Below are 25,658 nucleotides of genomic sequence, written 5' to 3'. Positions count from 1 at the left end.
GCTATCGCGAGCAGGCTCGCTCCCACAGTGGATTTGGGGTGTTCGCTAGAACGGGTGGTGTGCCAGCAACGGCAACAACTGTTCACACGGTTCTTCAAGCTTGAGATCCAGCAACTCATCAGCCCGGGTCCTGCCCCGGTTGATCGCCAGCAGCGGCTTGCCCTGGTCCTTGATCGCCCGGCACAGGCGAAACGCCGACCAGGCCATCAACGACGAGCCCACCACCAGCAGGCCTTCCGCTTCCTCGACGGCCCGGGTGGCGCGCGCGGCGGTGGCGGCAGCAACATTCTCGCCGAAAAACACCACGTCGGGCTTCAACCGCTCGCCGCCGCAGTGGGGGCAGTGGGGTACCTGGAAGCGCGCCTCGAACGTCGGGTCCAGCAGGGTGTCGCCGTCCGGAGCCTGCACTGCATCGACTCCGGCCAGATAGGGATTTTGCGCTTCCATCAACAATTGGATCTGCTGCCGTTCGCTGCGCTGCTCACAATCCAGGCAGAGCACACGGTGCAGGCTGCCGTGGAGTTCGATCACGTCCTGGCTGCCGGCCTGGTCGTGCAATGTGTCGACGTTCTGGGTGATCAGACCACTGATGCGCTGTTCGGCCTGTAGCGCCGCCAAGGCCTCGTGGGCTGCATTCGGCCGTGCTTGTCGCACCCGTGGCCAGCCCAGCATTGCCCGCGCCCAATAGCGTCGCCGCGCCTCGGGTTTGGCGAGGAACTCCTGGTACATCATGGGTTGTCGACCCCGGCGTACACCGTCGCTGTCGCGGTAATCGGGGATGCCCGATGGTGTGCTGATACCGGGGCCAGTGAGGACCAGGAAATGGCGCCCGGCCATGTGCTCTCGCAACTGATCGATCGGTTCACGGTGAAGATCGTCGGGCATGTGGTTGTCTCCGCTGGCCTGGAACCGTTGAGGTTAGCACTGCGGTTGTCCAGGGAAAGCGCGCTGACGCCTTTCGTCGCTCAGCGCGACGGTTGCTTCAAACTTTCCCCGGCCCGGCGACATCCACTTCTATGTGCGGTACCTCAGAATCGTCGCGCTGCGATGCAGTGGCGACCACGGCTAAGGAGAAGGGAATGGCAACGCCAAAAGAGAACCTGCTGGACTGGCTCAACGATGCCCATGCCATGGAGCAACAAGCGGAAAAAATGCTCAAGGCCCAAGCGGAACGCCTCGAACATTATCCAGCGCTCAAGGCCCGGATCGAGGAGCACTTGCAAGAAACCCTCGGCCAGCAAAAGTTGGTGGAGCAATGCATAAAGCGCCTGGGCGGGAGTACCTCGACGCTCAAGGACCTGGCCGCCAAGCTCATGGCCTTCGGCCAGGCGGTCGGTGGCATGACGATGAGTGACGAAGTGGTCAAGGGCGCCATGAGTGGCTATGTGTTCGAGAACCTCGAAATCGCCTCCTACACCGTGCTGATCGAGGCAGCGAAAGTGGCCGGCGATGTGGAAACACAACGGGCCTGCGAACAGATCCTGCCCCAGGAAATCGCCATGGCCGAGTGGTTGCGCGAACACCTGCCGGAGATCACCCAGGCGTTCCTCGAACGCTCGGCCAGTCCGCATACCGAGGCTAAGCGCTGAGCATGAAAGAGCATTCGGACGCTTATTTGCGGACACCTGGGGCGCTGCCGAAAAAGGAGAAAGACGAGCGGACCACCGGTGAAGTACGCGCCATCAATCGTCAGAGTGCGATGGTGGGCGTGTATGTGGACCAGGAGGATGGCCATACCGTTTTCGAGCTGAGTTCGGCCAATGACATCGATATTGGTGATGTCATCGCGTGGGACAGCGGCACCGCCCTGGGCACCCAGTCCTATCGCAACTTGACCAAGGGTTGGACCGCTGACGTCTATGTAGCGAATCACGGTGTGGCGGCGGCAAATCTGGAGGTGCAGTTGCTGGCGGGGTCCTCTTGAACGCAACGTCGATCCATTCAGGAGAAAGACATGAGCGAATTAAAGTGTGGCTGTCCCGATTGTCATTGTGATGTCGATCCACAGCGGGTCTTCAATCACGACGGCGAGGCTTATTGCAGCCAGGCCTGCGCCGAACAGCACCCCAACGGTGAACCGTGTCCGGCACCGGACTGCCATTGCGAGCGCAGCGGCAAGGTCGGTGAGCGCGATATCACTGACAATCAACTGGATGATGCACTGGAGGAAACCTTTCCGGCGAGCGATCCGATTTCACCCTGAGCATTCTTGAATCCGGGTCTCGGCGACAGGGGATCCGGACACCGCAAGCCGGTCAGTGTGGTGGTGCAGAACAACACCGGCAGCCCGCGAGTTTTGGCTTCCTGGAACGGCGCGAGGCCAGGGTGACGAGACCGGTGCAATGGGGTGCTGGCGGCACCCGGCCTTTGGCGGACAGCGTGGAAAGACACGCACTGTTTTTTCCGTGGAACCATGTGGGTTTTTCGTTGGATGAAGTTTTAGTGTTAAGGCTGTTAATCGGTCGCCGCTTGTTTAATAGCCTGTTGCAATAACTATCAAGGCTTCGGTGCAAATAGAAGTATTGACCATTCGTCGCCGTTTGACACGTTCTCTTAAAACCTTGGTGGCGTCATGTTTTCCGAATAAGACGAGTCAACGAGACTCGTTGATATCAACTAAACGAGGTGAATGAAATGGCTAACACAGGTAATAACAACCCTGGCAATTTCGCTAACGATCGTGAGAAGGCATCGGAAGCCGGGAAAAAGGGCGGCCAAGCATCAGGAGGCAATTTTGCCAACAATCCTGAGCGCGCTTCCGAGGCTGGACGCAAGGGTGGCCAGGCCTCTGGCGGCAATTTTGCCAACGACCCGCAGCGCGCCGCAGAAGCCGGACGCAAAGGCGGGCAAGCCTCGGGGGGTAACTTTGCCAACGACCCAGAACGGGCTTCTGAAGCTGGCCGAAAAGGTGGCCAGGCCTCGGGTGGCAACTTTGCCAACGACCGGGAAAAAGCCTCCGAAGCCGGCAGGAAAGGCGGTGAAAACAGCCGCGGTGGCGGTCGTAATTCCTAATGTTTCGTAGTCTCGCAGGTCCCGTGCGATTGGGCTGGGACCTGTTTCGGCGGTGATATTAAGTCGGGTATTCATGCCCGACTTCGCTGATGGATTTATTGTTTGAAAAATAAGTGCGTGTGCTTGCGTTGCAATAAGCCACTCGTCTTCTGTTTTGAATAAAAACTAAATTTTATTCATTTAATTTCTTCAGACTTTCATGGGCCTGCCGTCGGCAGTGTTCTCATGCCGTGTACCTGAACGAGGAGTTCAATCATGTTTCTACATAACAAACGATTGCAGTACACCGTGCGTGTCGCTGAGCCCAATCCCGGACTCGCCAATCTGCTGCTCGAGCAGTTCGGCGGGGCCCAAGGGGAATTGGCGGCGGCATCGCGTTATTTCACCCAGGCCTTGTCCGAGGACGATCCAGGTCGCAAGGATTTGCTGATGGACATTGCCACCGAAGAGCTCAGTCATCTGGAGGTGATCGGTTCGATCATCGTGATGTTGAACAAGGGTGCCAAGGGCAGAATGGCTGAAGGCGTGGAGAAGGAGGGGCAGTTGTACCGGGACATCAACGGTGCCGGTAATGACTCGCACATCACCAGCCTCTTGTATGGCGCCGGCTCGCCGCTGACCAACTCCGCCGGTGTGCCCTGGACTGCCGCCTATGTCGACACCATCGGCGAACCAACGGCGGACATGCGCTCGAACATTGCTGCTGAGGCCCGGGCGAAAATCATCTATGAACGGTTGATGAACCTCACCGATGATCCCGGGGTAAAAGAAGCGCTCGGCTTTTTGATGACCCGTGAAATCGCGCATCAGTTGTCGTTCGAAAAAGCCTTGCACTCGATCCAGCCCAATTTCCCGCAAGGCAAATTGCCGGGTATGCCGGAATTCAGTCATGTGTATTTCAACATGTCCCAGGGCGAACCTACCGTGCGCGGTCCATGGAACCAGGGCGACGACTGGGAGTTCGTGGAGAATCCAACGCCAGCGGTGGACGGTGGCGATGGACTGGCCAGCGTCCAGTTGAGTAAAAAAGACGAAGCGCTGTTGATGGACATGAAGGCGCGGACCATGTCCAACCCCGATAGCGACCCCACCACCGGCGCCGACTTGGGTTCAGGGATGCAAGGTGACAAACTGTAGGAAACCGGCGAGGGGGCTCGGCTCCCTCGCCTGAGAATTCTGTTTGCCCGCTCAACCAGTTAAGGACTTTCAATGGACCAGCCCACTTCCCGGATCCGATCGCCCTGGCGTACCTGGCTGGATCCTGTGCAAAACAATCTGGTGCTAGGGGTAACCTTCTGGCTGGGGTTGGCGTTGGTTGCCGTGTTGTTGCTCTACAGCGGCTACAACGCACTGGTTGGGGCTGATCGGCAAAACCTGGGGTATGCGGTACTCGGCGGCACGTCCGGCTTCGCCGCCACCGCATTGGGGGCTGTGATGGCGGTGGTATTGCGGGATATCTCCTCCCGTACCCAGGACATCATGCTGGGGTTCGCCGCGGGCATGATGCTCGCCGCCAGTTCCTTCTCACTGATTTTGCCGGGGATCGAGGCGGCACAGGTCATTTGCGGCAATCAGTTGCTTGCCGCGTTTGTCGTCGTGGTGGGATTGGGGCTGGGCGTCGCCTTGATGATCGGCCTCGACCGTTTCGTCCCCCACGAGCACGAGTTGAGTGGCCGGCGCGGTCCGCAAGTCGAACGCATCAATCGTGTCTGGTTGTTCGTACTCGCCATCACCTTGCATAACTTGCCAGAAGGTATGGCCATCGGCGTCAGTTTTGCCGACGGCGATTTCAAGGTCGGCTTGCCCCTGACCACCGCCATTGCCATCCAGGACATTCCCGAAGGCCTCGCCATTGCCATGGCGCTGCGGGTCACCGGCATCAGTACCTTGCGTGCCGCGCTGATTGCCGTGGGCTCGGGGTTGATGGAGCCTTTGGGGTCGGTGATTGGCCTGGGCATGTCTTCGGGTGTGGCCGTGGCCTATCCCATCAGCCTGGGCCTGGCGGCCGGGGCGATGATCTTCGTGGTGTCCCACGAAGTGATTCCCGAAACCCACCGCAACGGCCATGAAACACCGGCCACCTTGGGGTTGATGATGGGGTTTGCGGTGATGATGTTTCTAGACACGGCGTTGGGTTGAAGGCCAGCCAAATACCTGCTGGATTACATCCTGTGGGAGCGAGCAAGCTCGCTCCCACATTGGTTTTGTGTGTCTACCCCGGATCCCTGTTTCTCGCGACCTATACTCAACCGGTAGATGACCTGAACCCGGAGTAGCGCGACTGTGCTGCGTGCGCTGATGTTGGCCATTGTGCTCGTTCTGGCGGGGTGCGCCACGCCACAGCGCGGTCAACAGGCGGCCACGGTAGCCATCTCCCAGGAGACTTGGCGACAGGTTGACCAGCAGATCATCGCGGCTTCGAAAAGCGCTATCGAACAGGCAGCCCTCTACGCTCGCGGGTCGATGGAGCATTGGCGTGTGTTGGTCTATGAACGCACCGAGGCTCAATTCATCCCCTGGTTCAGCAGCTACTGGACTCAGGAATGGCTGGCGGTGAAGGTCAGTTGGTATGCCGCCAGTGCCAAGGGCGAGGAGGATTCCTCAGCCAGGCGTCTGGCGGTTTACCTGCAAGAGCAATATCGCGAGCAGGTGCTGGAACCCGTGGCGATGGAAATTGATCCCGAGGCGATCAGGGCCGCCGCGACGGACTACTACATTCGCCAGCTCAATCAACAGGTCCAGGTTGTCGCCCAGCGGCATCGAATCCCGAACGAACTGATGAATCGGCGCCTGCACGGTATTCCTGCTATCAACCTGGGGCCGCCGGCGGCGCGTAACGCTTCGTTGTACGAGGTGATTCATGCCGAACCGCTGAACACACTGCCGGCTTATGCGGCCCTGATCGATCACGTCAACAAGGCCGCTACCACAGGTGCCGGGCCATCAGAGGCGGTGATTGCAACGGTGGCGCAACGCACCAGCGAAAAAATCGAGGCGCAATTTGCCACGCGAGGCGCGACTGGCGCGGCGGCGGCCGTGGCAGGGAAAGCGGCCGGGGCATTGATTTCGGTGGGCGTGGCGGGTATTCGCGCGATCATTCACGAGGGCGAGCGGCCGGAAATGGAGGCGCAGATCCGCAAAAGCCTGAGCGCTGCGTTCGATGAGGCGTGGTTCAAGTCACTCAAGCATCCCCTCAGCGGGGTGATGGCACCGGTGTATTACCTGGACGAAGAAATAGAAGGCAGCCTGGTGGAGGCGGACCTGGCCAATCGAGCGGTGGCATTGCCAGACATCAAGCCGTGACGGGCCGGCTCATTCTGAGCCAAGGGTGACGCGACAACCTTTGCGTTGGCGGATCTGCTCGTCCGATGGGCGCTCCTTGATGAATTCGAAGCGCGGCTCGCCTTCGCTGTAGATTACCAGCCAGCCCCATTCCAGCTCGCTTTCATCCTGCCCGGGCTTGGGTGGCGAGGCCCACCAAGGTTCTTTTTGCATGATCTGTCGCATCGTCTACTCCTGCCGATTGATCCTTTGAACTATAGACCGCTCGATTCGACGACAAGCGCCCATGAAAACGCCCACACCCTGTGGGAGCAAGGCTTGCCCGCGAAGCAGGCGACTCGGTTCCAGATAGACCATGTCATCTTCATCGCGGGCAAGCCTTGCTCCCACAAAGTCTGCACCCACAGCTCCCTTGCTACAGGGTTGTGTGCCTGAAGCTTGATAATCAGTGTGCTCTGATCCCGCCTACCAGCGTCTAGCGTCTGTATCCCCGCACTCGAACGGGGAATGACTGGACCCCGCGCATATGCAAGTACTGTTGAACGAGATCCTTGATGCGGTTCGCCCCCTGATTGGTCAGGGCAAGGTGGCCGACTATATCCCGGCCCTGGGCACTGTGGCGCCCAACCAGTTGGGTATTGCCGTGTATGGCAACGACGGCGAGATGTATTGCGCTGGCGACGCCGAAACAGCGTTTTCGGTGCAGAGTATTTCCAAGGTGTTCAGCCTGGTGCAGGCCATCGGGCATTCCGGCGAAGCGATCTGGGAACGCCTGGGCCATGAGCCATCCGGCCAACCTTTCAACTCCCTGGTGCAACTGGAATTCGAACGCGGTCGGCCGCGCAACCCGTTCATCAACGCTGGCGCCTTGGTTATCTGCGATATCAACCAGTCGCGTTTCGCCGCGCCGGCGCTGTCGATGCGCGATTTCGTACGGCGGCTGTCGGGCAACCCGCAGGTGATGGTGGATGGCAAGGTCGCCGAGTCGGAATACCAGCACCGCGCCCGGAACGCGGCAATGGCGTACCTGATGCAATCGTTCGGTAACTTCGAGAACGACGTGGAAGCGGTGTTGCGCAGTTATTTCAGCCACTGTGCCCTGCGGATGAGTTGCATCGACCTGGCACGGGCTTTCTGTTTCCTGGCCAACGATGGGTTCTGCAAGCACAGCGGCGAACAAATTCTCAGCGCTCGGCAGACCCAGCAGGTCAACTCCATCATGGCCACCAGCGGCTTGTACGATGAGGCCGGCAATTTCGCTTATCGCGTCGGCTTGCCGGGCAAGAGCGGTGTTGGCGGCGGGATCGTCGCGGTGGTACCAGGGCGGTTCACGGTGTGCGTGTGGTCGCCGGAACTCAACGCCGCCGGTAACTCCCTGGCCGGCATGGCGGCGCTGGAGTTGATGAGCCAGCGGATCGGCTGGTCAGTGTTCTAAGCATCACGAAAAAGGGCCCGCTCCTGGTTGAGGAGCGGGCCCTGTTTCATTCATGTGCAATCAGCAGAGGCGGTCGATGACTCGCACTTGCGAGGTGTTCTGCATCGACTCCCAGGCCTGGGTCAGCGTCTGCAGGACGCGTCCCATGAAGTCCTTGTCCGCAGCGGCCTTCTTGCCGACGTAACCCTGGCCGCGACGGTACATCTTCAGCCGGGCACACAGGTCTTGTGTGTTCTTATCGAACTCGTCTTCCTGGGTATAGGGAGACAGGCAGTCCATATGCACCTGGCCAGTCTTGCTGATCCACAGGATATGGCTGTCGAGAGTGTCCTTGTGCGCTGCGAACATGCGAGCCAGTTCATCAATAGATGGTTGATTATTCAGATTCATGTGTAAGCCCCTTGACCATTTGGTTGATCTGTCTGGTGGTTCGCAAAAACTTCGCTTCTCGGTAAGTGGCACCTGATACCGAAACCAGGTCGTCAGCATTCGTCCGTCGAACTTCGGCGGGGTCATGCATCGGTTGTGTAGTGTTTATCGAAGGGCCGCTACGCAAATGCGCTACAACGAAGAGAAACAGCGAAGAATCTTCAGCCAGTGTCAACTTTCGAGGGTCGACCACGTGCGTCATGAGGATCTTCGCCGACGTTTCTCGTCCTTGTTACCGGACGGTCATGCCAGGTCAGCACCTTCAATCTGCCTTGTGGGCAGTCCCTTATCCAAAAAACAGCTCGGCGGTCAGACGAGCTTGCTCAAACAGTTGCCTGTACTCCCGATCGGGGAGACGTCTGCATCATGCAAGGGCAAATCGGAGGCGTCAACGGTTTTGTAGTGATTATTTTTGGTCACTACATATTGTCGGACAAAATGGTTTTGTTATGAGAATTCTGGCTCAGGGCAGATATCCCTGTGGGAGCGAGCCTGCTCGCGATGACGGTGTACCAGTCGATATCCAAGGTGATTCAAGTAACGCTATCGCGAGCAGGCTCGCTCCCACAGGGCGACACGGCGAACACGTATTCATCAGGTCGCTTTGGCTTTAGTCGCCTTGCGCGGTGCGCCGCCTGTCTTGCGCTTGGCTGGCTTGCGCTTGTTCTTCCACGGCGTTGCGCCGCGCCCGGCGGGGCTGGCCGGGCCGTTGATGGTCAGGCTCATGCCCTGGCAGCGGGCGACATGCTTGCTCATCCAGGCGGCTTGCCGGGTCACGAATTCTTCCAGGCTCATTTCCCCGCTTTGCACCATGTCCAGCGCCTGTTCCCAGATGGCGGTGGTGCCCGGGTCGGCGATGGCCCGGGGCACGGCGTCGATCAGGCTGAACGCCGCCGGGGTCGCGGACAAGGCCTTGCCGTTTTTCACCAGGTAACCGCGGTCGAGCAGCCCCTGGATGATCGAGGCCCGGGTCGCTTCGGTGCCGATGCCGGTGGTGTCCTTGAGCTTTTGCTTGAGCAGCGGATCCTCCACCAGTTTGGCGACGTTCTTCATTGCCTTGATCAAGTCGCCTTCGGTGAAGGGCTTGGGGGGTTGGGTCCACAGGTCCTTGGGTTTCACCTCATCCACCGCGCAATCGCGACCTTCGGCCAATGCCGGCAGGGTTTGCGGTGCCGGTGCTTCACGGCCCCGTGCCGGCGCCAGCGCTTCGGGCAGGGCGCGTTTCCAGCCGGGTTCGACGATCTGCTTGCCCACGGCACGCAGCGCCTGGCCGGCACAGTCGAAGTCGGCCAGGGTCCGGTCGTATTCGTGGTTGGGCAGGAACTGCGCCAGGTAGCGCGCGCGAATCAGCGTATAGACCGCTCGCTGTTTGCCGGCGAGCTTGTCGAGGTTCTTGGCGGCGGCGGTGGGAATGATGCCGTGGTGAGCACTGACCTTGGCGTCGTTCCAGGCCCGGGACTTGCGCTGCGGCTGCAGGTGCTCGCGCAGCGGCGCCAGGCTCGGGTCGGCCTGGGCGAGGGCGGCCAGGATGGCCGGTGCTTCACTGTGCTGGCTCAAGGGCAGGAAACCGCAATCGCTGCGCGGGTAGGTGATGAGCTTGTAGGTCTCGTAGAGCGACTGGGCAATGTCCAGGGTTTCCTGGGCACCCAGGCCAAGTTTCTTCGAGCAGACCTCCTGTAGCGTGCCCAGGTCGAAGGGCAACGGTGCCGCTTCGCGCAGGCGCTCGGTACGTACCTTCAGCGTCCGGGCGGTGGCGGCGTTGCTCATGGCATGAGCGGCGTCCCGGGCCAGGGCCTGGTTCAGGCAGCGCTCCTGGTCGTCGCAGGCATCCGGATCGGCGCGCCACTGGGCGATGAATGCCGTACCTTCGTGGCTCAGTTGCACGTCGATGGCCCAATAGGCGACCGGCACGAAGTCGGCGATGCTGCGGTCGCGGTCCACCACCAGCCGCAGCGTAGGGGTCTGCACGCGCCCCACCGGCAACACGCCCTGGTAGCCGGACTGGCGCCCCAGCAGGGTGAACAGGCGACTCATGTTCATGCCGATCAGCCAGTCGGCCCGGGAACGGCCCAGGGCCGAGTGATACAGGTTGAAGGTTTCGATGCCCGGCTTGAGGGCGGCCAGGGCCTTGCGGATCGACGCTTCGTCCAGGGCCGACAGCCATAGCCGTCGGATTGGCCCGCGATAGCGGCAATGTTCCACCAGCTCCCGGGCGATCATTTCGCCTTCACGGTCGGCGTCGGTAGCGATGACCAACTCCTTCGCTTCCCCCAGCAGGCGCTTGACCGCTTTGTACTGGCTGGCGGTTTTCGGCTTGACGGTCATTTTCCATTGCGCGGGCACGATTGGCAGGTCGGCCAGGACCCAGCGCTTGTAGCGGGCATCGTAGGCATCGGGCGGGGCGGTTTCCAGCAGATGGCCGATGCACCAGGTGACCGTGACGCCGGGGCCCAGCCAGCAACCGTCGCCACGGCGCGTGGCGCCGAGTACAGCGGCGATGTCCTTGGCCTGGGACGGTTTTTCACACAGGTACAGCTGCATAGCGCCCTTTTCCTGAGCAGATTTCATGGGGCTGTAGCATGGTCATGGATGCGCGCCAGGGCAAGTTTTATCTGTATGGATATACAGATAAAAACGTTGCGCTGCGTTGCCAAGAGGGCTGGCGTGACATTCGGCGGCCAGTTGGCACGCAGAATGAATTTCTCGCAGGGGGATCGCTCATAACTTCAAGGCGGTTGATCCCGCAAAGAAGGTTTATGAGGTCAAGGAGAGTCACTTTCATGAATTCGATGCCAAATGGCAATGGCCAAGCGACTACACGTTTGATTCTCGTCGTGGAGGACGATCCCACGATCCTGGAGTTCCTCTGCGAGATCCTGGAGGAGGAAGGGTTCGTCGTGGAGCCTCGGGAAAGCGCCGATGCGGCGCTGACGTTCCTCGAAGAGAGCGCCCACTACGTGGACCTGCTGCTCACCGACATCACCATGCCCGGCAGGATCGACGGCGCGGACCTGGCCAACCTGACCGGAGACCGCTGGCCGCAGATACCGTTGCTGATCATGTCCGGTTACGAGACGCCGGAAAGCGCTGGAATCAAGCACCACGCATCGTTCATTGCCAAACCCTGGGCCCTGGGACAGATGCTGGACCTGGTGGAAAGCACGGTGAAAAATCATTCCATCAACTGATTGATTCCAGAGGATGAAGGCGGCCGAGCACGTTTGGGTTGCAAGCGGCGATGGCCTCCATGACAATGCGAGTCATTATCAGTCGCGAATTATTCCATTGCCATGCCCGCCAACGATCTGTCCCTACGCAGTGCTGTCGACGTTCTGTACAGTGATCATCACAGTTGGCTCCAGGGCTGGTTGCGCAAGCGTCTGGGCAATACGTTCGATGCCGCCGACCTGACCCAGGATACGTTTGTGCGGGTCATCAAGGCGCGCACCGCGCTGGATATCCGCGAGCCGCGACCGTACCTGTCGATGATCGCCAAAGGGCTGCTGATCGACCTGTTTCGCCGCCGCTCGCTGGAACAATCCTACCTCGAAGCATTGGCGGCCATGCCGCAAGAGCAGCACCCGTCACTGGAAGAACAGGCGATCCTGCTCCAGGCCCTGATGGAGATCGACCGCCTGCTCCTGGGGCTGGGGCCGCGCGTCAGGCAGGCGTTCATCCTGTCGCAGTTCGATGGCCTGACGTACCCGCAGATTGCCGAGCGCCTGGGCGTCAGCGTACGCACGGTCAACAACCACATGGCCAAGGCCATGGAACATTGCTGCCTGATGCAGATTCAATTGCAGCTTTCATGAACCTGCCCGCCGAAGAGTTGCAAGCTATCCGTGTGGCAGCGCGCTGGTACGCCCGGCTTCATTCCGGCATTGCGACCGACGCGGACCGGGCCGATTGGCGCGCCTGGCTGGCTGCCGATCCGTTGCACGGCCAGGCCTGGCAGCGCATGGCCGCGGTGGCCGAGCAGATGGCGAGTGTGCCGGGCGCCCTCGCGGCGCCGACCTTGAGCGACACCCACCAGCGATCCCGCCGTCAGGTGTTGCGCAGCGCCTTGCTGCTGACGTCCGCCGGCGGCCTGGGCTGGCTGGGCTGGCGCAGCCAGGCAACCCAGAACCTGTTTTGCGATCACCGCACCGCGGTGGGCGAGCGTCGCGAGTTCCAGCTGGCCGATGGCAGCACGGTCCTGCTCAACACTGACACCTCGATCAATGTGCGTTTCGATGGACAGCAGCGGCGCCTGGAGCTGTTGCGGGGTGAGATCCTCGTGACGACGGCGTTCGATCCCTTGCGACGTCCATTCAAGGTGGTCACTGGGCCGACCGAAGTGCTTGCGCTGGGCACGCGGTTTATCGTCCGTAGCCAGGCGGGGGGCGGCGAAGTGGCGGTGCTTGAGAAAGCGGTCGAGGTAAGCCTGCTGGCGACTGGTTCAAGGATGCGGGTCGAAGCCGGCCAGCGCCTGGATTTCAATGAGCGGTCGTTGGGGGCGCTGCGTGGCAACGATGTGTCGGTCGGTGCCTGGCAGAAGGGCAGCATCATCGCCATTGACCGTCCCCTGGCGGCGCTGCTGGATGAACTGTCGCGCTACCGTCCCGGTGTGCTGCGCTGGGACCCGGCGATTGGCGACTTGAAGGTTTCCGGTGTATTTCCCGTCGATAACACCGATCTTGCCCTGGCGGCGCTGGAAAGCGGTTTTTCGCTGCGGGTGACCCGCTACAGCCGATTCTGGGTCCAGGTGTCCGGTGGCGATCGGCGCTAATGCCGCGTAATAAAAAAACCAGCCCCTGCACTTTTCATCCTCATCGTTCGGCTCTTCCTCAGTGAGTTTTTATCGACCGTTTGGGGGAGGGAAAGTATGACGTGGGTGAGCGCGCCGGGCCGTCTGGTGTTTGCAGTGAAAATAGGTTTGCTGGCGGTCACGACCGCCGGCGCCACGGCGGTGAATGCCAGCCCGGTTCCAGCGGCTGCGGCGCAGCAGCGCGCGGTGCAGGCCTACGATATCGGCGCCGCGAGCCTGGTGGATGTGCTGACCCGTTTCTCCAGCGCCGCCGGTGTCGCTATTTCGTTCGATGCCCGGCAACTCGAAGGTTTGCGATCACCCGGCCTGAGCGGCTCTTTCGGCGTGGGCGACGGTTTTGCGCGCATTCTGGCTGGTAGCGGCCTGCAAGCCGCCCTCCAGGCCAACGGCACGTACGTGCTGCGCCCCGTGCCGGTCAGCGGTTCGGCACTGGAACTGGACGCAACCACCATCGAGGCACAGCGGCTTGGGGCGACCACCGAGCACAGCAATTCCTACACGACGGGCGCGGTCACCATCGGCAAGGGCGAGCACTCCCTGCGCGAAACGCCGCAGTCGGTGACGGTGATTACCCGCAAGATGCTCGATGACCAGAACCTCAATACCATCGATCAAGTCATGGAAAAGACCCCTGGCATTACCGTCTACGACTCGACCATGGGCGGCAAGTATTTCTATTCCCGCGGGTTCCGGATGTCTGGCCAGTATCAATACGACGGCGTTCCGCTGGACATGGGCAACAGCTATGTCCAGGCCGACAGTTTCAGCAGTGACATGGCTTATTACGACCGCGTCGAAGTGCTGCGCGGTGCCGCCGGGATGATGAAGGGGGCGGGTGGCACGTCCGGCGGCGTCAATTTCGTCCGCAAACGCGGCCAGGCCACTGCCCAGACGGAGCTCAGCCTTTCGGGCGGTACCTGGGACAATTACCGCGGGCAGGTCGATACCGGTGGCCCGCTGAATGATTCGGGCACCGTGCGGGGCAGGGCGGTGATCGCCGAGCAGAGTCGGCATTATTTCTACGACGATGCCCGGCGCAAGGACCAGATCTATTACGGCGCCCTGGACTTCGATCTGTCGCCCGACACGACGCTAGGCGTGGGCGTTGCCTATGAAGACGTCGATGCAAGCCCCTGCTGGGGCGGGCTTCCGCGCTACCGGGACGGCAGCGATCTGAAACTCAGTCGTTCCACTTGCCTGGACCCATCGTGGAACACCTGGCGCAGCCAGCGGACCACGGTGTTTGGCGATCTCAAGCATCAGCTCAATGATGACTGGGCCGTAAAGGTCGCCAGTGTCTATACGAAAAATACCCAGGACATCAAATACGCGTTTGCATCGGGCTCGGTAACGCCCGGCACCTCGACCACCAACATGCTGGGTAGCATGTACGACTATGACCAGGTCGATTACGGCCTTGACGCCTACCTGGACGGCAAGTTCGACGCCCTGGGGCAGCAACATGAGTTGATTGTCGGTTTCAACGCCAGCCGCTCGGACAAGGATGACTTCTTCTCGGTGGCGCTGCTGCCACAGAAGCAGAATGTGTTCGAGCCGGATCGACATATTCCCGAACCGGACGACAGTTACTTCATCGAGAACTCGACGCGCGGTGGTCCGGTCAAGACCATTACCGAGCAGCGAGGGATGTATTCGACCCTGCGGTTGAAACTGGCGGACCCGTTGACGTTTGTCGTCGGCAGCCGAGTGAGCTGGTACAGCTCCAAGACCGACTCGGTGTTCCTCACCGGCGGTACGGAACACGCCAAGAGCACGGAGACGGGACAAGTCACGCCGTTTGCCGCCGTGTTGCTGGACCTCAATGAGCACCTGACGGCCTATGCCAGCTACTCGGATATCTTCACGCCCCAGGGCAACTATCGCTCCGAAAGCGGCTCGGCACTCAAGCCCCTGGTGGGCGAGAGTTATGAGCTGGGGATCAAGGGCGAGTGGTTCGACGGACGCCTGAACAGCGCTTTCAACCTGTTCCGCACGCTGCAGAAAGACCAGGCCCAGACCGACTACTTCTCCAGTTGTGCGTCCTCGGATGGTTTCTGCTATGAGAATGCCGGCAAGGTGCGCGCCCAGGGTTTCGAAGCGGAGATCAGCGGTGAAGTCATCGAGCGCCTGCAGTTGCTGGCCGGCTACACCTACACCCAGACCAAGACCCTCGACGACATCGACACCAGCCTCAACGGCGGCTCGTTCAACAGCTACGTGCCGCGCCATGTGCTGCGTCTGTGGGGCGATTATGTCCTCGGCGGGGCGTTGGAACGGTTCAGTGTCGGTGCCGGGGTCAATGCACAAAGCGACAATTTCCGCGTATCGCCGGTTAGCGGCGAGAAGATCACCCAGGCCGGTTATGCCGTGTGGAACGGTCGCGTGGGCTATCGCATCGATGACACCTGGTCGGTGGCCCTCAATGGCAACAACCTGTTCGACAAGCGCTACTACACCACCATCGGCACCGAGAGCTTCGGTAACTATTACGGTGAGCCACGCAACTTCACCATGACCGTGAAGGCGAGCTTCTGAGTCGGTGGCGAGGGCGCCAATGCCCTCGCCACGGTTTTGCCCTCAATTGGTATCCAGATCCACGTTCCTGGTTTCCCGCAGGCAAAGCATGCCCACCACCAGGCTCACTCCGGTAATCACCACCGGATACCACAGCCCATAGAAGATATCTCCGGTGTAGACCACCAGGGCAAACGATACGGTGGGCAGGAAACCGCCAAACCAGCCGTTGCCGATGTGGTAGGGCAGGGACATGGAGGTGTAGCGGATCCTAGTCGGGAACAGTTCGACCATCAACGCCGCCAGCGGTCCGTAGCACATCGCCGAGATGATGATCAGCGCCACGATCAAGGCCACGATCATCGGCCGGTTGATCTGCTGCGCATCGGCCTGCTGCGGGTAGCCGGCCAGGGTCACCGCACCGCGCAGGGCGGCTTCGTCGTACCCTTCGAGTTTCACGTCACCGACACTGACCTGCACCGCGCTTCCGGCTGGGGCCGCGACGCTGCTGTAGGGCAGGCCCTGCTTGACCAGGAAGGTCTTGACCTTGTCGCAAGGGCTGTCGAAACGCGCCTTGCCCACCGGGTCGAACTGGAAGGTGCAGGTGGCCGGGTCGGCGACCACGGTGATCGGTGCCTGGCGGCTCGCCAGGTCGATGGCCGGGTTGGCGTAATGGGCTAGGGTCTTGAAGATCGGGAAGTACAGGGCGGTCGCCAGCAGCAGGCCGATCATCAGCACCGGTTTGCGCCCGACCTTGTCCGACAGCCAGCCGAAAAAGATGAAGAACGGTGCGCCGATCACCACGCTCACAATCAGCAGGCTGTTGGCCAGGGCCGGATCCATCTTCAGGAACTGAGTGAGGAAGAACAGCACGTAGAACTGCGCGGCGTAGAAGGTCACCGCTTGCCCGGCGTTGATGCTGAACAAGGCGATCAGCACCACCTTGAGGTTTTCCCATTTGCCGAACGACTCGCGGATCGGCGCCTTGCAGCACTTGCCTTCCTCTTTCATTTTCAAGAACGCTGGTGACTCATGCAGGCTCAGGCGAATCCAGGTGGAGATGCCCAGCAGCAGGATCGACAGCAGGAACGGAATGCGCCAGCCCCAGACTTCGAACTGATCGCCGGTGAAGTAGCGGCAACCCAGCACCACCAGCAGCGACAGCAGCAATCCGAGGGTGGCGGTGGACTGAATCCAGCTGGTATGGAAACCGCGCTTGCCCATCGGCGCGTGCTCGGCGACGTAGGTCGCCGCGCCACCGTATTCACCGCCCAGGGCCAGGCCCTGGAGCATGCGCAACACCACCAGGATGATCGGCGCGGCGATGCCGATGCTGGCGTAGTTGGGCAGCAGGCCGACGCAGAACGTCGCCAGGCCCATGAGGATGATGGTGGCCAGGAAGGTGTACTTGCGCCCGATCATGTCCCCCAGCCGGCCGAACACCAGCGCACCGAATGGCCGCACGATGAAACCGGCGGCGAACGCCATCAGGGCGAAGATGAACGCCGTGGTGTCGTTGACCCCGGCAAAGAATTGCTTGCTGATCACCGCCGCCAGGGCGCCATAGAGGAAAAAGTCGTACCACTCGAACACCGTCCCCAGGGACGAGGCGAAGATGACTTTCTGGGTTTCCTGGCTGGTGCCGGCGCTGCGCGTGGCTTCCAGGGGCTGAACATGTTCAGACATAGCGGTATCCCTCACAGTGATTGTTTTTGTTGTTCCACTGCGACGCCGGGGTGGCGTCTCCTGATTTGACACACTTTCCTTGAATCGACTCATCTCCCTTGTGGGAGCGAGCCTGCTCGCGATGACGGCTGCACATTCAACACATATGTGACAGATAGATCGCTATCGCGAGCAGGCTCGCTCCCACAGGGGATTCTGTTGTTCTTCAGGCTGTGGCCGGCTCCTTTTGCGGCATGATGATTCTGGTATCTGCCTCGAGCATCATCCGCGCCGCCTTCTCGGCAATCATCAGCGTCGGCGAGCAGGTGTTGCCCGAGGTGATGCGCGGCATGATCGAGGCGTCGGCGATGCGCAGGCCCTTGATGCCATGGACGCGCAGTTGCGCATCCACCACCGCGTCGTGGTCCTGGCCCATGCGGCAAGTGCCGACCGGGTGGAAAATCGTCGTGCCAATCCGGGCGGCGGCCTGGTGCAGTTCTTCTTCGGTTTGCAGACTGGGGCCCGGCAGGTATTCCACCGGTTTGAACGCGCTCAGGGCCGGGGCGGCGACGATGCGTCGGGTCAGGCGGATGGCGTCGGCGGCAACGCGCAAGTCTTCGGGGTGGCTCAAGTAATTGGGCTGGATCAGCGGCGCTTCGTGCGGGTCGGCCGAACGAATGTCCACCCGGCCACGGCTTTGCGGGCGCAGGTCGCAGACCGACGCGGTGAACGCCGGGAAGCTGTGCAGCGGTTCGCCGAAGCGTTCCAGGGACAACGGCTGGACGTGGTATTCGAGGTTGGCCGAGGTCTGCTCCGGACCCGAGCGGGCGAATGCGCCGAGTTGGCTGGGGGCCATGGACAGCGGGCCGCTGCGGTCGTACAGATAGCGCAGGCCCATGCCCATCTTGCCCCACAGGGTGCCGGCGATCTGGTTCAGCGTGCGGGCATTTTCCAATTGGTAGATCAGTCGCAGTTGCAGGTGGTCCTGCAAGTTGCCGCCCACACCAGGCAGCTCGTGGGTCACGCCGATACCCAAGCGTTGCAGCAGGCTGCGCGGGCCGATCCCGGAGCGTTGCAGGATGCCCGGCGAGCCAACTGCCCCGGCGCACAATACGATTTCCTTACGGGCCTTGAAGGTCATGCCCTTGCCTTGCCAGCGGGCGCTGACAGCGTGGGCGCGGTCATCACGCACTAACACACGGTCCACTTCGACGTCAGTCAACACCGTGAGGTTGGGACGCTGGCGAACCGGCTTGAGAAAGGCCTTGGCCGCATTCCAGCGTACCCCGGCTTTCTGGTTGACCTGGAAGTAGCCGCAGCCTTCATTGTCGCCGCTGTTGAAATCGTCGACGTTGGGGATGCCGCTCTGCTCGGCGGCGCTGCGGAAGGCATCGAGAATCGGCCATGACAGGCGCTGGCGTTCGACCCGCCATTCCCCGCCGGCACCATGGAATTCGGAGGCTCCGGCAAAGTGATTTTCGCTCTGGCGAAACAGCGGCAGAACGTCCTTCCAGGCCCAGCCAGGGTTACCCTCTGCGGTCCAGCCGTCATAGTCCGCAGCCTGGCCGCGCATGTAGATCATGCCGTTGATGGAGGAGCAACCGCCCAGGACCTTGCCGCGGGGATAGCTCAGGGCGCGGCCTTGCAGGCCCGGTTGTGCTTCGGTCTTGAAGCACCAGTCGGTGCGTGGGTTGCCGATGCAGAACAGGTAGCCGACCGGGATGTGAATCCACGGATAGTTGTCGCGCCCGCCGGCTTCGAGCAGCAGCACCCGGTGTTGCGGGTTGGCCGAAAGCCGATTGGCCAGCAAGCATCCGGCAGGGCCGGCGCCCACGATCACGTAATCGTATTCATCGACGACAGGTTGCATTCGCGACCTCATTCTTGTTGTTGTGGGATCCATCCTAGTTGTTAGTTTTCGTCAAAAGAATGTTAGTTTTTGCGCAGCGGCTGTGCGTTTATAAACAGTCGTGCCTTCAGGTGTGTTCAAGGATCGCCTCATGTTCGACTGGAATGACCTGCGCTATTTCCTGGAGCTGCAACGCAGCGGGCGTTTGCTGACGGCTGCACGGCGGTTGAACACCACCCACGCCACGGTGGCCCGGCACATCGAGGCCATCGAGAAAAGCCTGGGCACCGCGCTGTTCGTCCAGCATGCGCAGGGTTATGAACTGACCCCGGCTGGCGAGACGCTGCTCAAGCACGCCGAAGCCATGGAGAACGTGGCGTTGCTGGCCCAGGAGGACATCACCCAGTCCAGCGCACCGCTGGGCAAGATCCGCCTGGGGGTGACCGAAGGGCTGGGCATCATGTTCCTGGCCAGCCGCATGGAGGGGCTGTTCCAGCGTTATCCGGGGCTGGAGGTGGAGCTGGTGGCGGTGCCGCGGTTTGTCAGCATCCTCAACCGCGAGGCGGAAATCAGCATCCACCTCGAACGTCCAGCGGCCGACCTGCTGGTGACGCGCAAGCTCACCGACTACAGCCTGGCGCTGTACGCCAGCCAGGCCTACCTGGACCGCTCGCCAGCACTGCGTAGCCGCGAGGACCTGGCTCGCCACGCCTGGATCGGCTACGTCGATGACTTGCTGTTCAGCCAGGAACTGATGTTCCTCAACAGTTTTTGCCGCAACCCCCGGGTGGTGTTCCACAGCACCAGCGTCATCGCCCAGCAACAGGCCGCGCGCTCGGGGCTGGGGATCGCCGTGCTGCCTTGCTACATGGCCAACGGCGACCCGGCGCTGGTGCCCTTGCTGCCGGACGAAACCATCCGCCGCAGCTATTGGATCAGCACCCGCCGCGAACTGCACAAATCCGTACGCCTGCGGGTGCTGTGGGATTACGTGGTGCAGTTGTGCGAGCGCGAGCAGGGGTTATTACTCCCCTGAGCACGCAATGCCCGTGTGGCGAGCCGCTCTGGGGGAACAAGGCTCTGTGGGAGCAAGGCTTGCCCGTGATGAAAAACACACGGTCTATCTGGAACCGAGTCGGCTGCTTCGCGGGCAAGCCTTGCTCCCACAGAACTCATAGAGCCCACAGATAAATCCCCTCGCCACAAAGGTCATTGATAGGCCAGCAGCTGGCCGCCCAAGCCCCCTTTTATGGCCCCCAATGACCTCAAGTCGACGCGCTGGCGTGCCTTAGTGTTGACCCACAACAAGAAAGCGCCGCCAAGAGGTCCCTATGCCGGCAACGACACCTTCAACTTCAATCTGGCTCAAGCCAGCCTTCATCCTCCTGCTCGGCACCCTGCTCACAGGCTGCGGCGAGGAGGGCAAGCCGCCCGCGCCCACGGTGTTCACCGCCATGCCCAGCGATGCGGCGCTGGCCCAGGTTTATGACAGCAGCTGCAAGCTCTGCCACGCCAACCCCGGTGCCGGAGCGCCGTTGACCGGCGACACGAACGCCTGGGCCCCGCGGGTCGCCCAGGGCGCCGACACCCTGCTGGACCACGCGATCAACGGCTACAACGGCATGCCGCCGATGGGCCTGTGCATGCACTGTTCCCAAGAGCAGTTCCTGGCCCTGATCGCCTTCATGTCCGGTCAACATTTCCAATAATAAATACGAGTACTACGGCATGACGATGGACTACTCACGGCGTCGCTTGTTGCAACAGGCCGGCGTTGTCGCAGCCTTTACCGCGCTGGGCAGCCAGGGTGCCCTGGCCGAGCTGATGCGCGCGCCACGGTTGATTCCGTGGCGCAACTGGTCGGGCGCGCAGAGCTGCCTGCCAGCGGCGCGCCTGGCCCCCAAGGACCTCGATGAGCTGGTGCAGGTGGTGCGCCGCGCTGAAGGGCGGATTCGTCCGGTGGGTTCCGGCCATTCCTTCAGCGCCCTGGTGCCCACCGACGGCACCTTGTTGTCGCTGAGCTTTTTCAGTGGGCTGCTGGATCACGACGGGGCCAGCCTGCAAGCCGAGTTCGGTGGCGGCACGCCCATGTCCCGCATGGGCCCGGCGCTCAAGTCCATCGGCCAGGCGCTGCCGAACATGGCCGACGTGGATTACCAGACCCTGGCCGGAGCCATCGCCACCTCGACCCACGGCACCGGCAAGGCTTTCGGCTCGTACGCGTCCCAAGTGGTCGGCCTGCAACTGGTAACGGCCAGCGGCGAGGTGCTCGATTGCGATGCCCAGCGTCATCCTGAAGTGTTCAAGGCTGGCCGGGTGTCCCTTGGCGCGTTGGGGCTGGTGACCCGTGTGCGCCTGCAGAACCGCGTCGCCTATCGCTTGCGCGAGCACCAGTGGGTGGCGAAGACCGAGGAGTTGCTCGAGGACGTGGAGGCCAACACCCGGGACAACCAGCATTGGGAAATGCAGGTCGTCACCCATTCCGATTATGCGTTGTCGATTACCCTGAACGAAACCACGGACCCGGCCACGCCGCCGATCAGCCCCGAGGAGGAGGGCGGCAACGAATTCGTCACGCTGATCGAAAACCTCGACAAGTATGGCAGCGACTTTCCCGCGATTCGTCGAGCGCTGCTCAACAGCCTGCGGCTGGTGGCTGATTTCGATGACCGGGTCGGTGACTCCCACGACATCTACGCCAATGCCCGCACCGTGCGCTTCAATGAGATGGAGTACTCGGTACCGGCCGAGCACGGCCCGGCATGCTTGCGGGAAATCCTGGCACTGATCCGCGACAAGGACCTGCGCACCTGGTTTCCCATCGAATACCGCTACGTGAAGGCCGACGACATTGCCCTGAGCATGTTCGAAGGCCGGGACAGTTGCTCGATCTCGGTGCACCAGCATTACCAGATGGACCATCACAACTTCTTTGCCGCCATCGAACCGATCTTCTGGAAATACCAGGGCCGTCCGCATTGGGGGAAATTGCATTCCCTGAACGCCAAGGCGCTCCAGGCGCTGTACCCGCGCTGGACTGAATTCACCCAGGTGCGCCAGGCGCTGGACCCTGGTGGCAAGTTCCTCAATGGGCATCTTTCGTCGATTCTGGGGGTGAGCTGATTGGCTTCAATCGTCGCGGGTCGAGCGCTGACTGGCCTGCAGCTGATGCATTCGTGTCAGGCACAAAACCTGTGGTGAGGGGACTTATCTGTGGGAGCAAGGCTTGCCCGCGATGAAGAACACACGGTCTATCTGGAACCGAGTCGCTTGCTTCGCGGGCAAGCCTTGCTCCCACAGATAAGTCCCCTCTCCAGAAGTGCTGTGAAACGCTATTAGAACGCAAACGGAATACTGATCTTGGCCCAGAGCATCTCCCCTTCGGGGCGGTTTTCCACATCGAATTCCTTGGCCCAGCGAATTTCGGCGCTGGCGTATTTGAGGAAAGTGAGATGCAGCGCCGGGCCGATGGCGAACACCTGGCCGCGCACACCATCGTCCACGTCCTGCCCGGCGAATTGCACGGTGCGGCCGTATTGTTTGTCGTCGGTGGTCTGTTTGAGGTAGTAGCCGTTGAGCCCCAGCCGCAGGTTGTCGGTCAGGCGGTAGCTGGCGGAATAATCGAAGTGAAAGATCTGCCCTGAACGGTAGTCGGTGTCCTTGTTCTCACGGTTGAAGCTGTAGGTGGTTTTCATCGACAGCTCGGTGTTTTCCGTGGGCAGCCAGGTGAAGGAGAACAGCGGCTTGTAGGTGTAGAAATTGGTGCTGGTGTTGGCCAGGCGATCCTTGCTGTATTCGCCGGTCGGCACGGTGATTTCCACCGCCGCGGCCAGGGTCAGGTTCTTGCCCATGTCCCACAGCACGATTGGCGAAATGGTGGTATCGCCCATGCCCTCGCGGGTATCGCTCAGGCCGAACACCGCGACTTCCTGCTTGATCCAGGGTTGGGCGATGTAGATCCCCACGCGTCCACCGGCCACTCGCAATGGGCTGAGGTAATCGATACGCGGGACCACCGCCGTGGATTCTATTTCGACATTTGGCACTTCGCCGCCCAACGAGCTGATGTTGAATTTCCGGGCCTTGTAGTGGTTGTAGTAGAGGTTGAACGCGACCATGTTGTCCGGAAGGCTGTCGACTTCCAAGGGCAACACAAAAAAACCGTCGGTACCGGGGCCGATGTTATCGACTCCGGTTTCGGTAGCCCACGCGGGCAGGGCACAAACGCCGGCCAGGCCGAGGGTCAATTGCAAGGCGAATGTCGTGCGGATCGGGTTCATGTGGGGGCTCATTATTATTGTTGGAGATACACCGAAGGTCCGAGCCATAGAAATAAGCCGTTCGCCGCCGACAGGGCAGGGTATTGGCGGCCAGACAGGGGACTTGGGCGGCCAGATTTTTGTGCTCCTCGATTCGCTTGGGCATGCTAACTTTATGAAATAACCGGTTACAAAAACGCCGCCTAACGTGCTCCGGAACCCGCCCCATGCAGATGAAAGTCATCGACCCCACCTATGAGTTGGCGCTGGTATCGCCATTCCTGCTGCAAACCCTGGCCGAGGTGGTGGCTGACAAGGGCTTCGATGCCGCCAGCCTGTGTCGCGGCCTGGGGTTCGGTCTTGACGATCTGCAAGATCCCGCCCAGCGCATTTCCTATCGTCAGGCGGTGGTCATGATCCAACGGGCGCTCAGACTGTTGCCCGACCAGGGCCTGGGATTATGGGTGGGCGACCGTAACGTGCTCGGCACCCTCGGCCTGTTGGGCCACGTCTTGTCGCTGTGCGAAACCCTGCGCGATGCCTTTGCCCTGGGGGTTCGTTACCAGCACACCACCGGTGGCATCGCGGTGACCAGTGTCGAAGAAGCCACTGACCGGATCATGGTCGAGGCGACCTGCCGCCTGCCTTTCGCCGAGATCCAGGTATTTGCCGTGGAGGAGTTCTTCGCCAGCCTGATGGTCTATGGGCGGGCGCTGGCGGGGGCCGATTTCAAGCCTCAGGCCGTGGAGTTCATGCACGCCGCGCCGTCCTATGCCCAGCAATACCAGCGGATACTGGGGCCGGATGTGCGCTTCGGTTGCCGGCACAATCGCATGCTGATCGATGTACGCTGGCTGGATATGCGCCTGCCCAATCACCACCCGTTGGCCTTGCGCCAGGCCTTGGCCTTGCTGGAGCAGGAGGTCACCGAGGTCCACCAGAAGATCGACCTGATCCAGGCTGTGGAACGGGCGATTGCCCGGGACCTGACCCGTGGCAGCCACATCGAGAAAATCGCTGGCGACCTCAACATGAGCAGCCGCACCCTGCGTCGGCGCCTGACCGAACACGGCCTGACCTTCGAGGCCTTGCTCGAACAGGTGCGCCGCGGTCGAACCCTGAGCCTGCTGGCCAACCCCGGGCTGTCCATCGAGCGCATCACCGAAGAAGTCGGCTACAGCGATGTGCGCAGTTTTCGCCGGGCGTTCCGGCGTTGGACCGGTATGAGCCCCAGTGCGTTTCGCAATGAGGGGCAAACGTTGTAGCCACGACATTCAGGCTGGGCCTGATTAAACTCCTGTCTTTTTTGAGGGGGCTTCATTGCGGAGCCAGATGGCCTTGATTCCATGAGTCAAACGATGAGAACGGTACGCTGGGGCATGATCGGTTGTGGCAGCGTGACGGAACGCAAGAGTGGGCCGGCCTTCTACAAGGCACCCGGCTCAGCGTTGGTAGCGGTGATGGGGCGACGTTCGGAGGCAGTGTCCGATTATGCTGAACGCCACGGTATCGCCAGGTTCTACACTGACGCGCAGGCACTGATCGATGATCCTGAAGTCGATGCGGTTTACATTGCGACGCCGCCCGACAGTCATTTCAGCTATAGCATGCTGGTGGCGGCCGCCGGCAAGCATTGCTGCGTTGAGAAACCCATGTCCCTCAATGCCACGCAGAGCCGGGAAATGCAGCGAGTATTCGACGCCGCGGGGGTGCATTTGTTTGTGTCGTACTACCGGCGCTCACTGCCGCGTTTTCGCAAGGTGCGGCAATGGATCGAACAAGGATGCATCGGTGACATTCGGCATTTGACCTGGACGCTCACCAAGCCCGCCTCATCGGCGGATATCAGCGGAGCGATCAATTGGCGTACCGATCCGACGATTGCAGGCGGAGGTTATTTCACTGATCTGGCCTGCCATGGCCTTGACCTGTTCCAGTTCTTGTTGGGGGACATTGTCGAGGTAACGGGTTTCGCCGCTCGCCAGGGCGGTTTGTATCAGGCAGAAGATGCGGTCGTGGCCCATTGGCGATTCGCCTGCGGGGCCACAGGCATGGGCTGTTGGAATTTCGTCGCTGACCGACGTGAGGACCGTGTGGAAGTGATCGGCAGTCAAGGGCGAATCAACTTCTCGGTGTTCAATGATGAGCCACTGCAACTGTGTACGGACACATCCATCAGCCTCGACATCCCTCATCATCCTGAGCATATCCAGTGGCACCATGTACTCGGCATGAATGCCCATATCCGTGGTGAGTCGCAGCATCCGGCCATTGCCGAACAGGCATTGAAGACCGACTGGGTGATGGATCGCATTCTCCAGCGCTGCTGAAGCGAGCCCTCGTGGGCATAACCTAATGCTCAAAGAGTATTTCCCAAGCATTGGACGGGTTTTCTAAGATCACGTC

Annotated in this window: 24 protein-coding genes; 17 read left to right on the top strand and 7 right to left on the bottom strand. The window is 61.1% G+C overall.

The window, feature by feature from the left end:
• Window positions 1-45: 45 nt before the first annotated feature.
• Entirely contained in the window at window positions 46-885 is an 840-nt protein-coding gene (locus GN234_RS07640; protein WP_176688202.1) for an NAD-dependent protein deacetylase, read from the bottom strand.
• A 194-nt stretch (window positions 886-1,079) separates the two neighbouring features.
• On the opposite strand from GN234_RS07640, the gene GN234_RS07635 reads away from it, so the two are divergent.
• The 7 genes from GN234_RS07635 (at window position 1,080) to GN234_RS07605 (ending at window position 6,315) form a co-directional block, all read left to right on the top strand.
• The gene (locus GN234_RS07635) at window positions 1,080-1,589 is read left to right on the top strand and encodes a ferritin-like domain-containing protein (RefSeq protein WP_116831968.1); all 510 of its coding nucleotides are present in this window, start codon (window positions 1,080-1,082) and stop codon (window positions 1,587-1,589) included.
• A 2-nt stretch (window positions 1,590-1,591) separates the two neighbouring features.
• The gene (locus tag GN234_RS07630) at window positions 1,592-1,924 is read left to right on the top strand and encodes a hypothetical protein (protein ID WP_176688201.1); all 333 of its coding nucleotides are present in this window, start codon (window positions 1,592-1,594) and stop codon (window positions 1,922-1,924) included.
• Window positions 1,925-1,954: 30 nt separating this feature from the next.
• On the top strand, window positions 1,955-2,203 hold the full coding sequence (locus GN234_RS07625) for a metallothionein (protein ID WP_116831969.1): 249 nt from the start codon (window positions 1,955-1,957) through the stop codon (window positions 2,201-2,203).
• Window positions 2,204-2,634: 431 nt separating this feature from the next.
• Window positions 2,635-3,012, top strand: coding sequence for a con-10 family general stress protein (locus tag GN234_RS07620; protein WP_116831970.1), 378 nt, complete (start codon window positions 2,635-2,637; stop codon window positions 3,010-3,012).
• A gap of 255 nt (window positions 3,013-3,267) precedes the next feature.
• Window positions 3,268-4,149: a manganese catalase family protein gene (locus GN234_RS07615; RefSeq protein ID WP_109751750.1), complete on the top strand. Its 882-nt coding sequence runs from the start codon at window positions 3,268-3,270 to the stop codon at window positions 4,147-4,149.
• 72 nt (window positions 4,150-4,221) lie between these two features.
• Window positions 4,222-5,151, top strand: a complete 930-nt coding sequence (locus GN234_RS07610) for a ZIP family metal transporter (RefSeq protein ID WP_116831971.1) — start codon at window positions 4,222-4,224, stop codon at window positions 5,149-5,151.
• A 144-nt stretch (window positions 5,152-5,295) separates the two neighbouring features.
• Window positions 5,296-6,315, top strand: a complete 1,020-nt coding sequence (locus tag GN234_RS07605) for a hypothetical protein (protein WP_176688200.1) — start codon at window positions 5,296-5,298, stop codon at window positions 6,313-6,315.
• Between the two features lie 9 nt (window positions 6,316-6,324).
• Here GN234_RS07605 and GN234_RS07600 read toward each other — a convergent pair whose 3' ends face one another.
• Window positions 6,325-6,519 (bottom strand): hypothetical protein, encoded by a 195-nt coding sequence (locus GN234_RS07600; protein WP_003200134.1) that lies wholly within the window; start codon window positions 6,517-6,519, stop codon window positions 6,325-6,327.
• A 301-nt stretch (window positions 6,520-6,820) separates the two neighbouring features.
• Here GN234_RS07600 and glsB point away from each other — a divergent pair, with 301 nt between their 5' ends.
• The gene (glsB, locus tag GN234_RS07595) at window positions 6,821-7,729 is read left to right on the top strand and encodes a glutaminase B (protein WP_109751753.1); all 909 of its coding nucleotides are present in this window, start codon (window positions 6,821-6,823) and stop codon (window positions 7,727-7,729) included.
• 60 nt (window positions 7,730-7,789) lie between these two features.
• On the opposite strand, the gene GN234_RS07590 is transcribed toward glsB, so the two are convergent.
• Window positions 7,790-8,119, bottom strand: coding sequence for a hypothetical protein (locus GN234_RS07590; RefSeq protein WP_109751754.1), 330 nt, complete (start codon window positions 8,117-8,119; stop codon window positions 7,790-7,792).
• A gap of 633 nt (window positions 8,120-8,752) precedes the next feature.
• A complete protein-coding gene (locus GN234_RS07585) occupies window positions 8,753-10,699 on the bottom strand; it encodes a DNA topoisomerase III (protein WP_176688199.1) in 1,947 nt (648 codons plus the stop codon).
• Between the two features lie 239 nt (window positions 10,700-10,938).
• On the opposite strand from GN234_RS07585, the gene GN234_RS07580 reads away from it, so the two are divergent.
• From GN234_RS07580 to GN234_RS07565, 4 genes are all read left to right on the top strand, one after another.
• Window positions 10,939-11,346 (top strand): response regulator, encoded by a 408-nt coding sequence (locus GN234_RS07580; protein WP_109751756.1) that lies wholly within the window; start codon window positions 10,939-10,941, stop codon window positions 11,344-11,346.
• Between the two features lie 102 nt (window positions 11,347-11,448).
• Window positions 11,449-11,970 carry a sigma-70 family RNA polymerase sigma factor gene (locus GN234_RS07575; protein ID WP_053123338.1) on the top strand — a complete coding sequence of 174 codons (522 nt, stop codon included), beginning with the start codon at window positions 11,449-11,451 and terminating at the stop codon, window positions 11,968-11,970.
• The gene (locus tag GN234_RS07570; RefSeq protein ID WP_163854494.1) at window positions 11,967-12,926 is read left to right on the top strand and encodes a FecR domain-containing protein; all 960 of its coding nucleotides are present in this window, start codon (window positions 11,967-11,969) and stop codon (window positions 12,924-12,926) included. The genes GN234_RS07575 and GN234_RS07570 overlap by 4 nt, the downstream gene beginning before the upstream one ends.
• Before the next feature lie 96 nt (window positions 12,927-13,022).
• On the top strand, window positions 13,023-15,500 hold the full coding sequence (locus tag GN234_RS07565) for a TonB-dependent siderophore receptor (protein ID WP_116831976.1): 2,478 nt from the start codon (window positions 13,023-13,025) through the stop codon (window positions 15,498-15,500).
• A 42-nt stretch (window positions 15,501-15,542) separates the two neighbouring features.
• Here GN234_RS07565 and GN234_RS07560 read toward each other — a convergent pair whose 3' ends face one another.
• Together GN234_RS07560 and GN234_RS07555 are read right to left on the bottom strand one after the other, a co-directional pair.
• Window positions 15,543-17,165 carry an MFS transporter gene (locus GN234_RS07560; protein WP_116831977.1) on the bottom strand — a complete coding sequence of 541 codons (1,623 nt, stop codon included), beginning with the start codon at window positions 17,163-17,165 and terminating at the stop codon, window positions 15,543-15,545.
• A gap of 205 nt (window positions 17,166-17,370) precedes the next feature.
• A complete protein-coding gene (locus GN234_RS07555; RefSeq protein ID WP_176688198.1) occupies window positions 17,371-19,014 on the bottom strand; it encodes a GMC family oxidoreductase in 1,644 nt (547 codons plus the stop codon).
• A gap of 130 nt (window positions 19,015-19,144) precedes the next feature.
• On the opposite strand from GN234_RS07555, the gene GN234_RS07550 reads away from it, so the two are divergent.
• The 3 genes from GN234_RS07550 (at window position 19,145) to GN234_RS07540 (ending at window position 22,116) form a co-directional block, all read left to right on the top strand.
• A complete protein-coding gene (locus tag GN234_RS07550; protein ID WP_109751761.1) occupies window positions 19,145-20,029 on the top strand; it encodes a LysR family transcriptional regulator in 885 nt (294 codons plus the stop codon).
• 295 nt (window positions 20,030-20,324) lie between these two features.
• Window positions 20,325-20,702, top strand: coding sequence for a c-type cytochrome (locus tag GN234_RS07545; protein ID WP_176688197.1), 378 nt, complete (start codon window positions 20,325-20,327; stop codon window positions 20,700-20,702).
• Window positions 20,703-20,817: 115 nt separating this feature from the next.
• The gene (locus tag GN234_RS07540) at window positions 20,818-22,116 is read left to right on the top strand and encodes a D-arabinono-1,4-lactone oxidase (protein ID WP_176689565.1); all 1,299 of its coding nucleotides are present in this window, start codon (window positions 20,818-20,820) and stop codon (window positions 22,114-22,116) included.
• Window positions 22,117-22,328: 212 nt separating this feature from the next.
• Here the strand turns inward: GN234_RS07540 and GN234_RS07535 are convergent, their stop codons facing one another.
• Complete coding sequence (locus GN234_RS07535) at window positions 22,329-23,273, bottom strand: SphA family protein (protein WP_109751765.1); 945 nt, start codon at window positions 23,271-23,273, stop codon at window positions 22,329-22,331.
• Window positions 23,274-23,479: 206 nt separating this feature from the next.
• Between GN234_RS07535 and GN234_RS07530 the strand changes: the two genes are divergently transcribed.
• Together GN234_RS07530 and GN234_RS07525 are read left to right on the top strand one after the other, a co-directional pair.
• Window positions 23,480-24,517, top strand: a complete 1,038-nt coding sequence (locus tag GN234_RS07530; protein ID WP_176688196.1) for an AraC family transcriptional regulator — start codon at window positions 23,480-23,482, stop codon at window positions 24,515-24,517.
• Window positions 24,518-24,610: 93 nt separating this feature from the next.
• A complete protein-coding gene (locus GN234_RS07525) occupies window positions 24,611-25,582 on the top strand; it encodes a Gfo/Idh/MocA family protein (protein WP_109751768.1) in 972 nt (323 codons plus the stop codon).
• The last annotated feature ends 76 nt before the right edge of the window (window positions 25,583-25,658 follow it).

The organism is Pseudomonas bijieensis (assembly GCF_013347965.1).
Lineage (GTDB): Bacteria > Pseudomonadota > Gammaproteobacteria > Pseudomonadales > Pseudomonadaceae > Aquipseudomonas > Aquipseudomonas bijieensis.
The sequence above is the reverse complement of the archived record's forward strand: the minus strand, read 5'-3'. Positions and strand labels throughout refer to the sequence as shown.

Excerpts from the sequence above, each read along its gene's own strand:
- GN234_RS07625 (WP_116831969.1), top strand. The coding sequence starts at position 1,955 with ATGAGCGAATTAAAGTGTGGCTGTCCCGATTGTCATTGTGATGTCGAT.
- GN234_RS07555 (WP_176688198.1), bottom strand. The coding sequence starts at position 19,014 with ATGCAACCTGTCGTCGATGAATACGATTACGTGATCGTGGGCGCCGGC.
- GN234_RS07545 (WP_176688197.1), top strand. The coding sequence starts at position 20,325 with ATGCCGGCAACGACACCTTCAACTTCAATCTGGCTCAAGCCAGCCTTC.
- GN234_RS07570 (WP_163854494.1), top strand. The coding sequence starts at position 11,967 with ATGAACCTGCCCGCCGAAGAGTTGCAAGCTATCCGTGTGGCAGCGCGC.
- GN234_RS07620 (WP_116831970.1), top strand. The coding sequence starts at position 2,635 with ATGGCTAACACAGGTAATAACAACCCTGGCAATTTCGCTAACGATCGT.
- GN234_RS07630 (WP_176688201.1), top strand. The coding sequence starts at position 1,592 with ATGAAAGAGCATTCGGACGCTTATTTGCGGACACCTGGGGCGCTGCCG.
- GN234_RS07540 (WP_176689565.1), top strand. The coding sequence starts at position 20,818 with ATGCGCGCGCCACGGTTGATTCCGTGGCGCAACTGGTCGGGCGCGCAG.
- GN234_RS07580 (WP_109751756.1), top strand. The coding sequence starts at position 10,939 with ATGAATTCGATGCCAAATGGCAATGGCCAAGCGACTACACGTTTGATT.
- GN234_RS07635 (WP_116831968.1), top strand. The coding sequence starts at position 1,080 with ATGGCAACGCCAAAAGAGAACCTGCTGGACTGGCTCAACGATGCCCAT.
- GN234_RS07610 (WP_116831971.1), top strand. The coding sequence starts at position 4,222 with ATGGACCAGCCCACTTCCCGGATCCGATCGCCCTGGCGTACCTGGCTG.
- GN234_RS07535 (WP_109751765.1), bottom strand. The coding sequence starts at position 23,273 with ATGAACCCGATCCGCACGACATTCGCCTTGCAATTGACCCTCGGCCTG.
- GN234_RS07560 (WP_116831977.1), bottom strand. The coding sequence starts at position 17,165 with ATGTCTGAACATGTTCAGCCCCTGGAAGCCACGCGCAGCGCCGGCACC.
- GN234_RS07600 (WP_003200134.1), bottom strand. The coding sequence starts at position 6,519 with ATGCGACAGATCATGCAAAAAGAACCTTGGTGGGCCTCGCCACCCAAG.
- GN234_RS07565 (WP_116831976.1), top strand. The coding sequence starts at position 13,023 with ATGACGTGGGTGAGCGCGCCGGGCCGTCTGGTGTTTGCAGTGAAAATA.
- GN234_RS07525 (WP_109751768.1), top strand. The coding sequence starts at position 24,611 with ATGAGAACGGTACGCTGGGGCATGATCGGTTGTGGCAGCGTGACGGAA.
- GN234_RS07590 (WP_109751754.1), bottom strand. The coding sequence starts at position 8,119 with ATGAATCTGAATAATCAACCATCTATTGATGAACTGGCTCGCATGTTC.
- GN234_RS07640 (WP_176688202.1), bottom strand. The coding sequence starts at position 885 with ATGCCCGACGATCTTCACCGTGAACCGATCGATCAGTTGCGAGAGCAC.
- GN234_RS07575 (WP_053123338.1), top strand. The coding sequence starts at position 11,449 with ATGCCCGCCAACGATCTGTCCCTACGCAGTGCTGTCGACGTTCTGTAC.
- GN234_RS07615 (WP_109751750.1), top strand. The coding sequence starts at position 3,268 with ATGTTTCTACATAACAAACGATTGCAGTACACCGTGCGTGTCGCTGAG.
- GN234_RS07585 (WP_176688199.1), bottom strand. The coding sequence starts at position 10,699 with ATGCAGCTGTACCTGTGTGAAAAACCGTCCCAGGCCAAGGACATCGCC.
- GN234_RS07530 (WP_176688196.1), top strand. The coding sequence starts at position 23,480 with ATGCAGATGAAAGTCATCGACCCCACCTATGAGTTGGCGCTGGTATCG.
- GN234_RS07550 (WP_109751761.1), top strand. The coding sequence starts at position 19,145 with ATGTTCGACTGGAATGACCTGCGCTATTTCCTGGAGCTGCAACGCAGC.
- glsB (WP_109751753.1), top strand. The coding sequence starts at position 6,821 with ATGCAAGTACTGTTGAACGAGATCCTTGATGCGGTTCGCCCCCTGATT.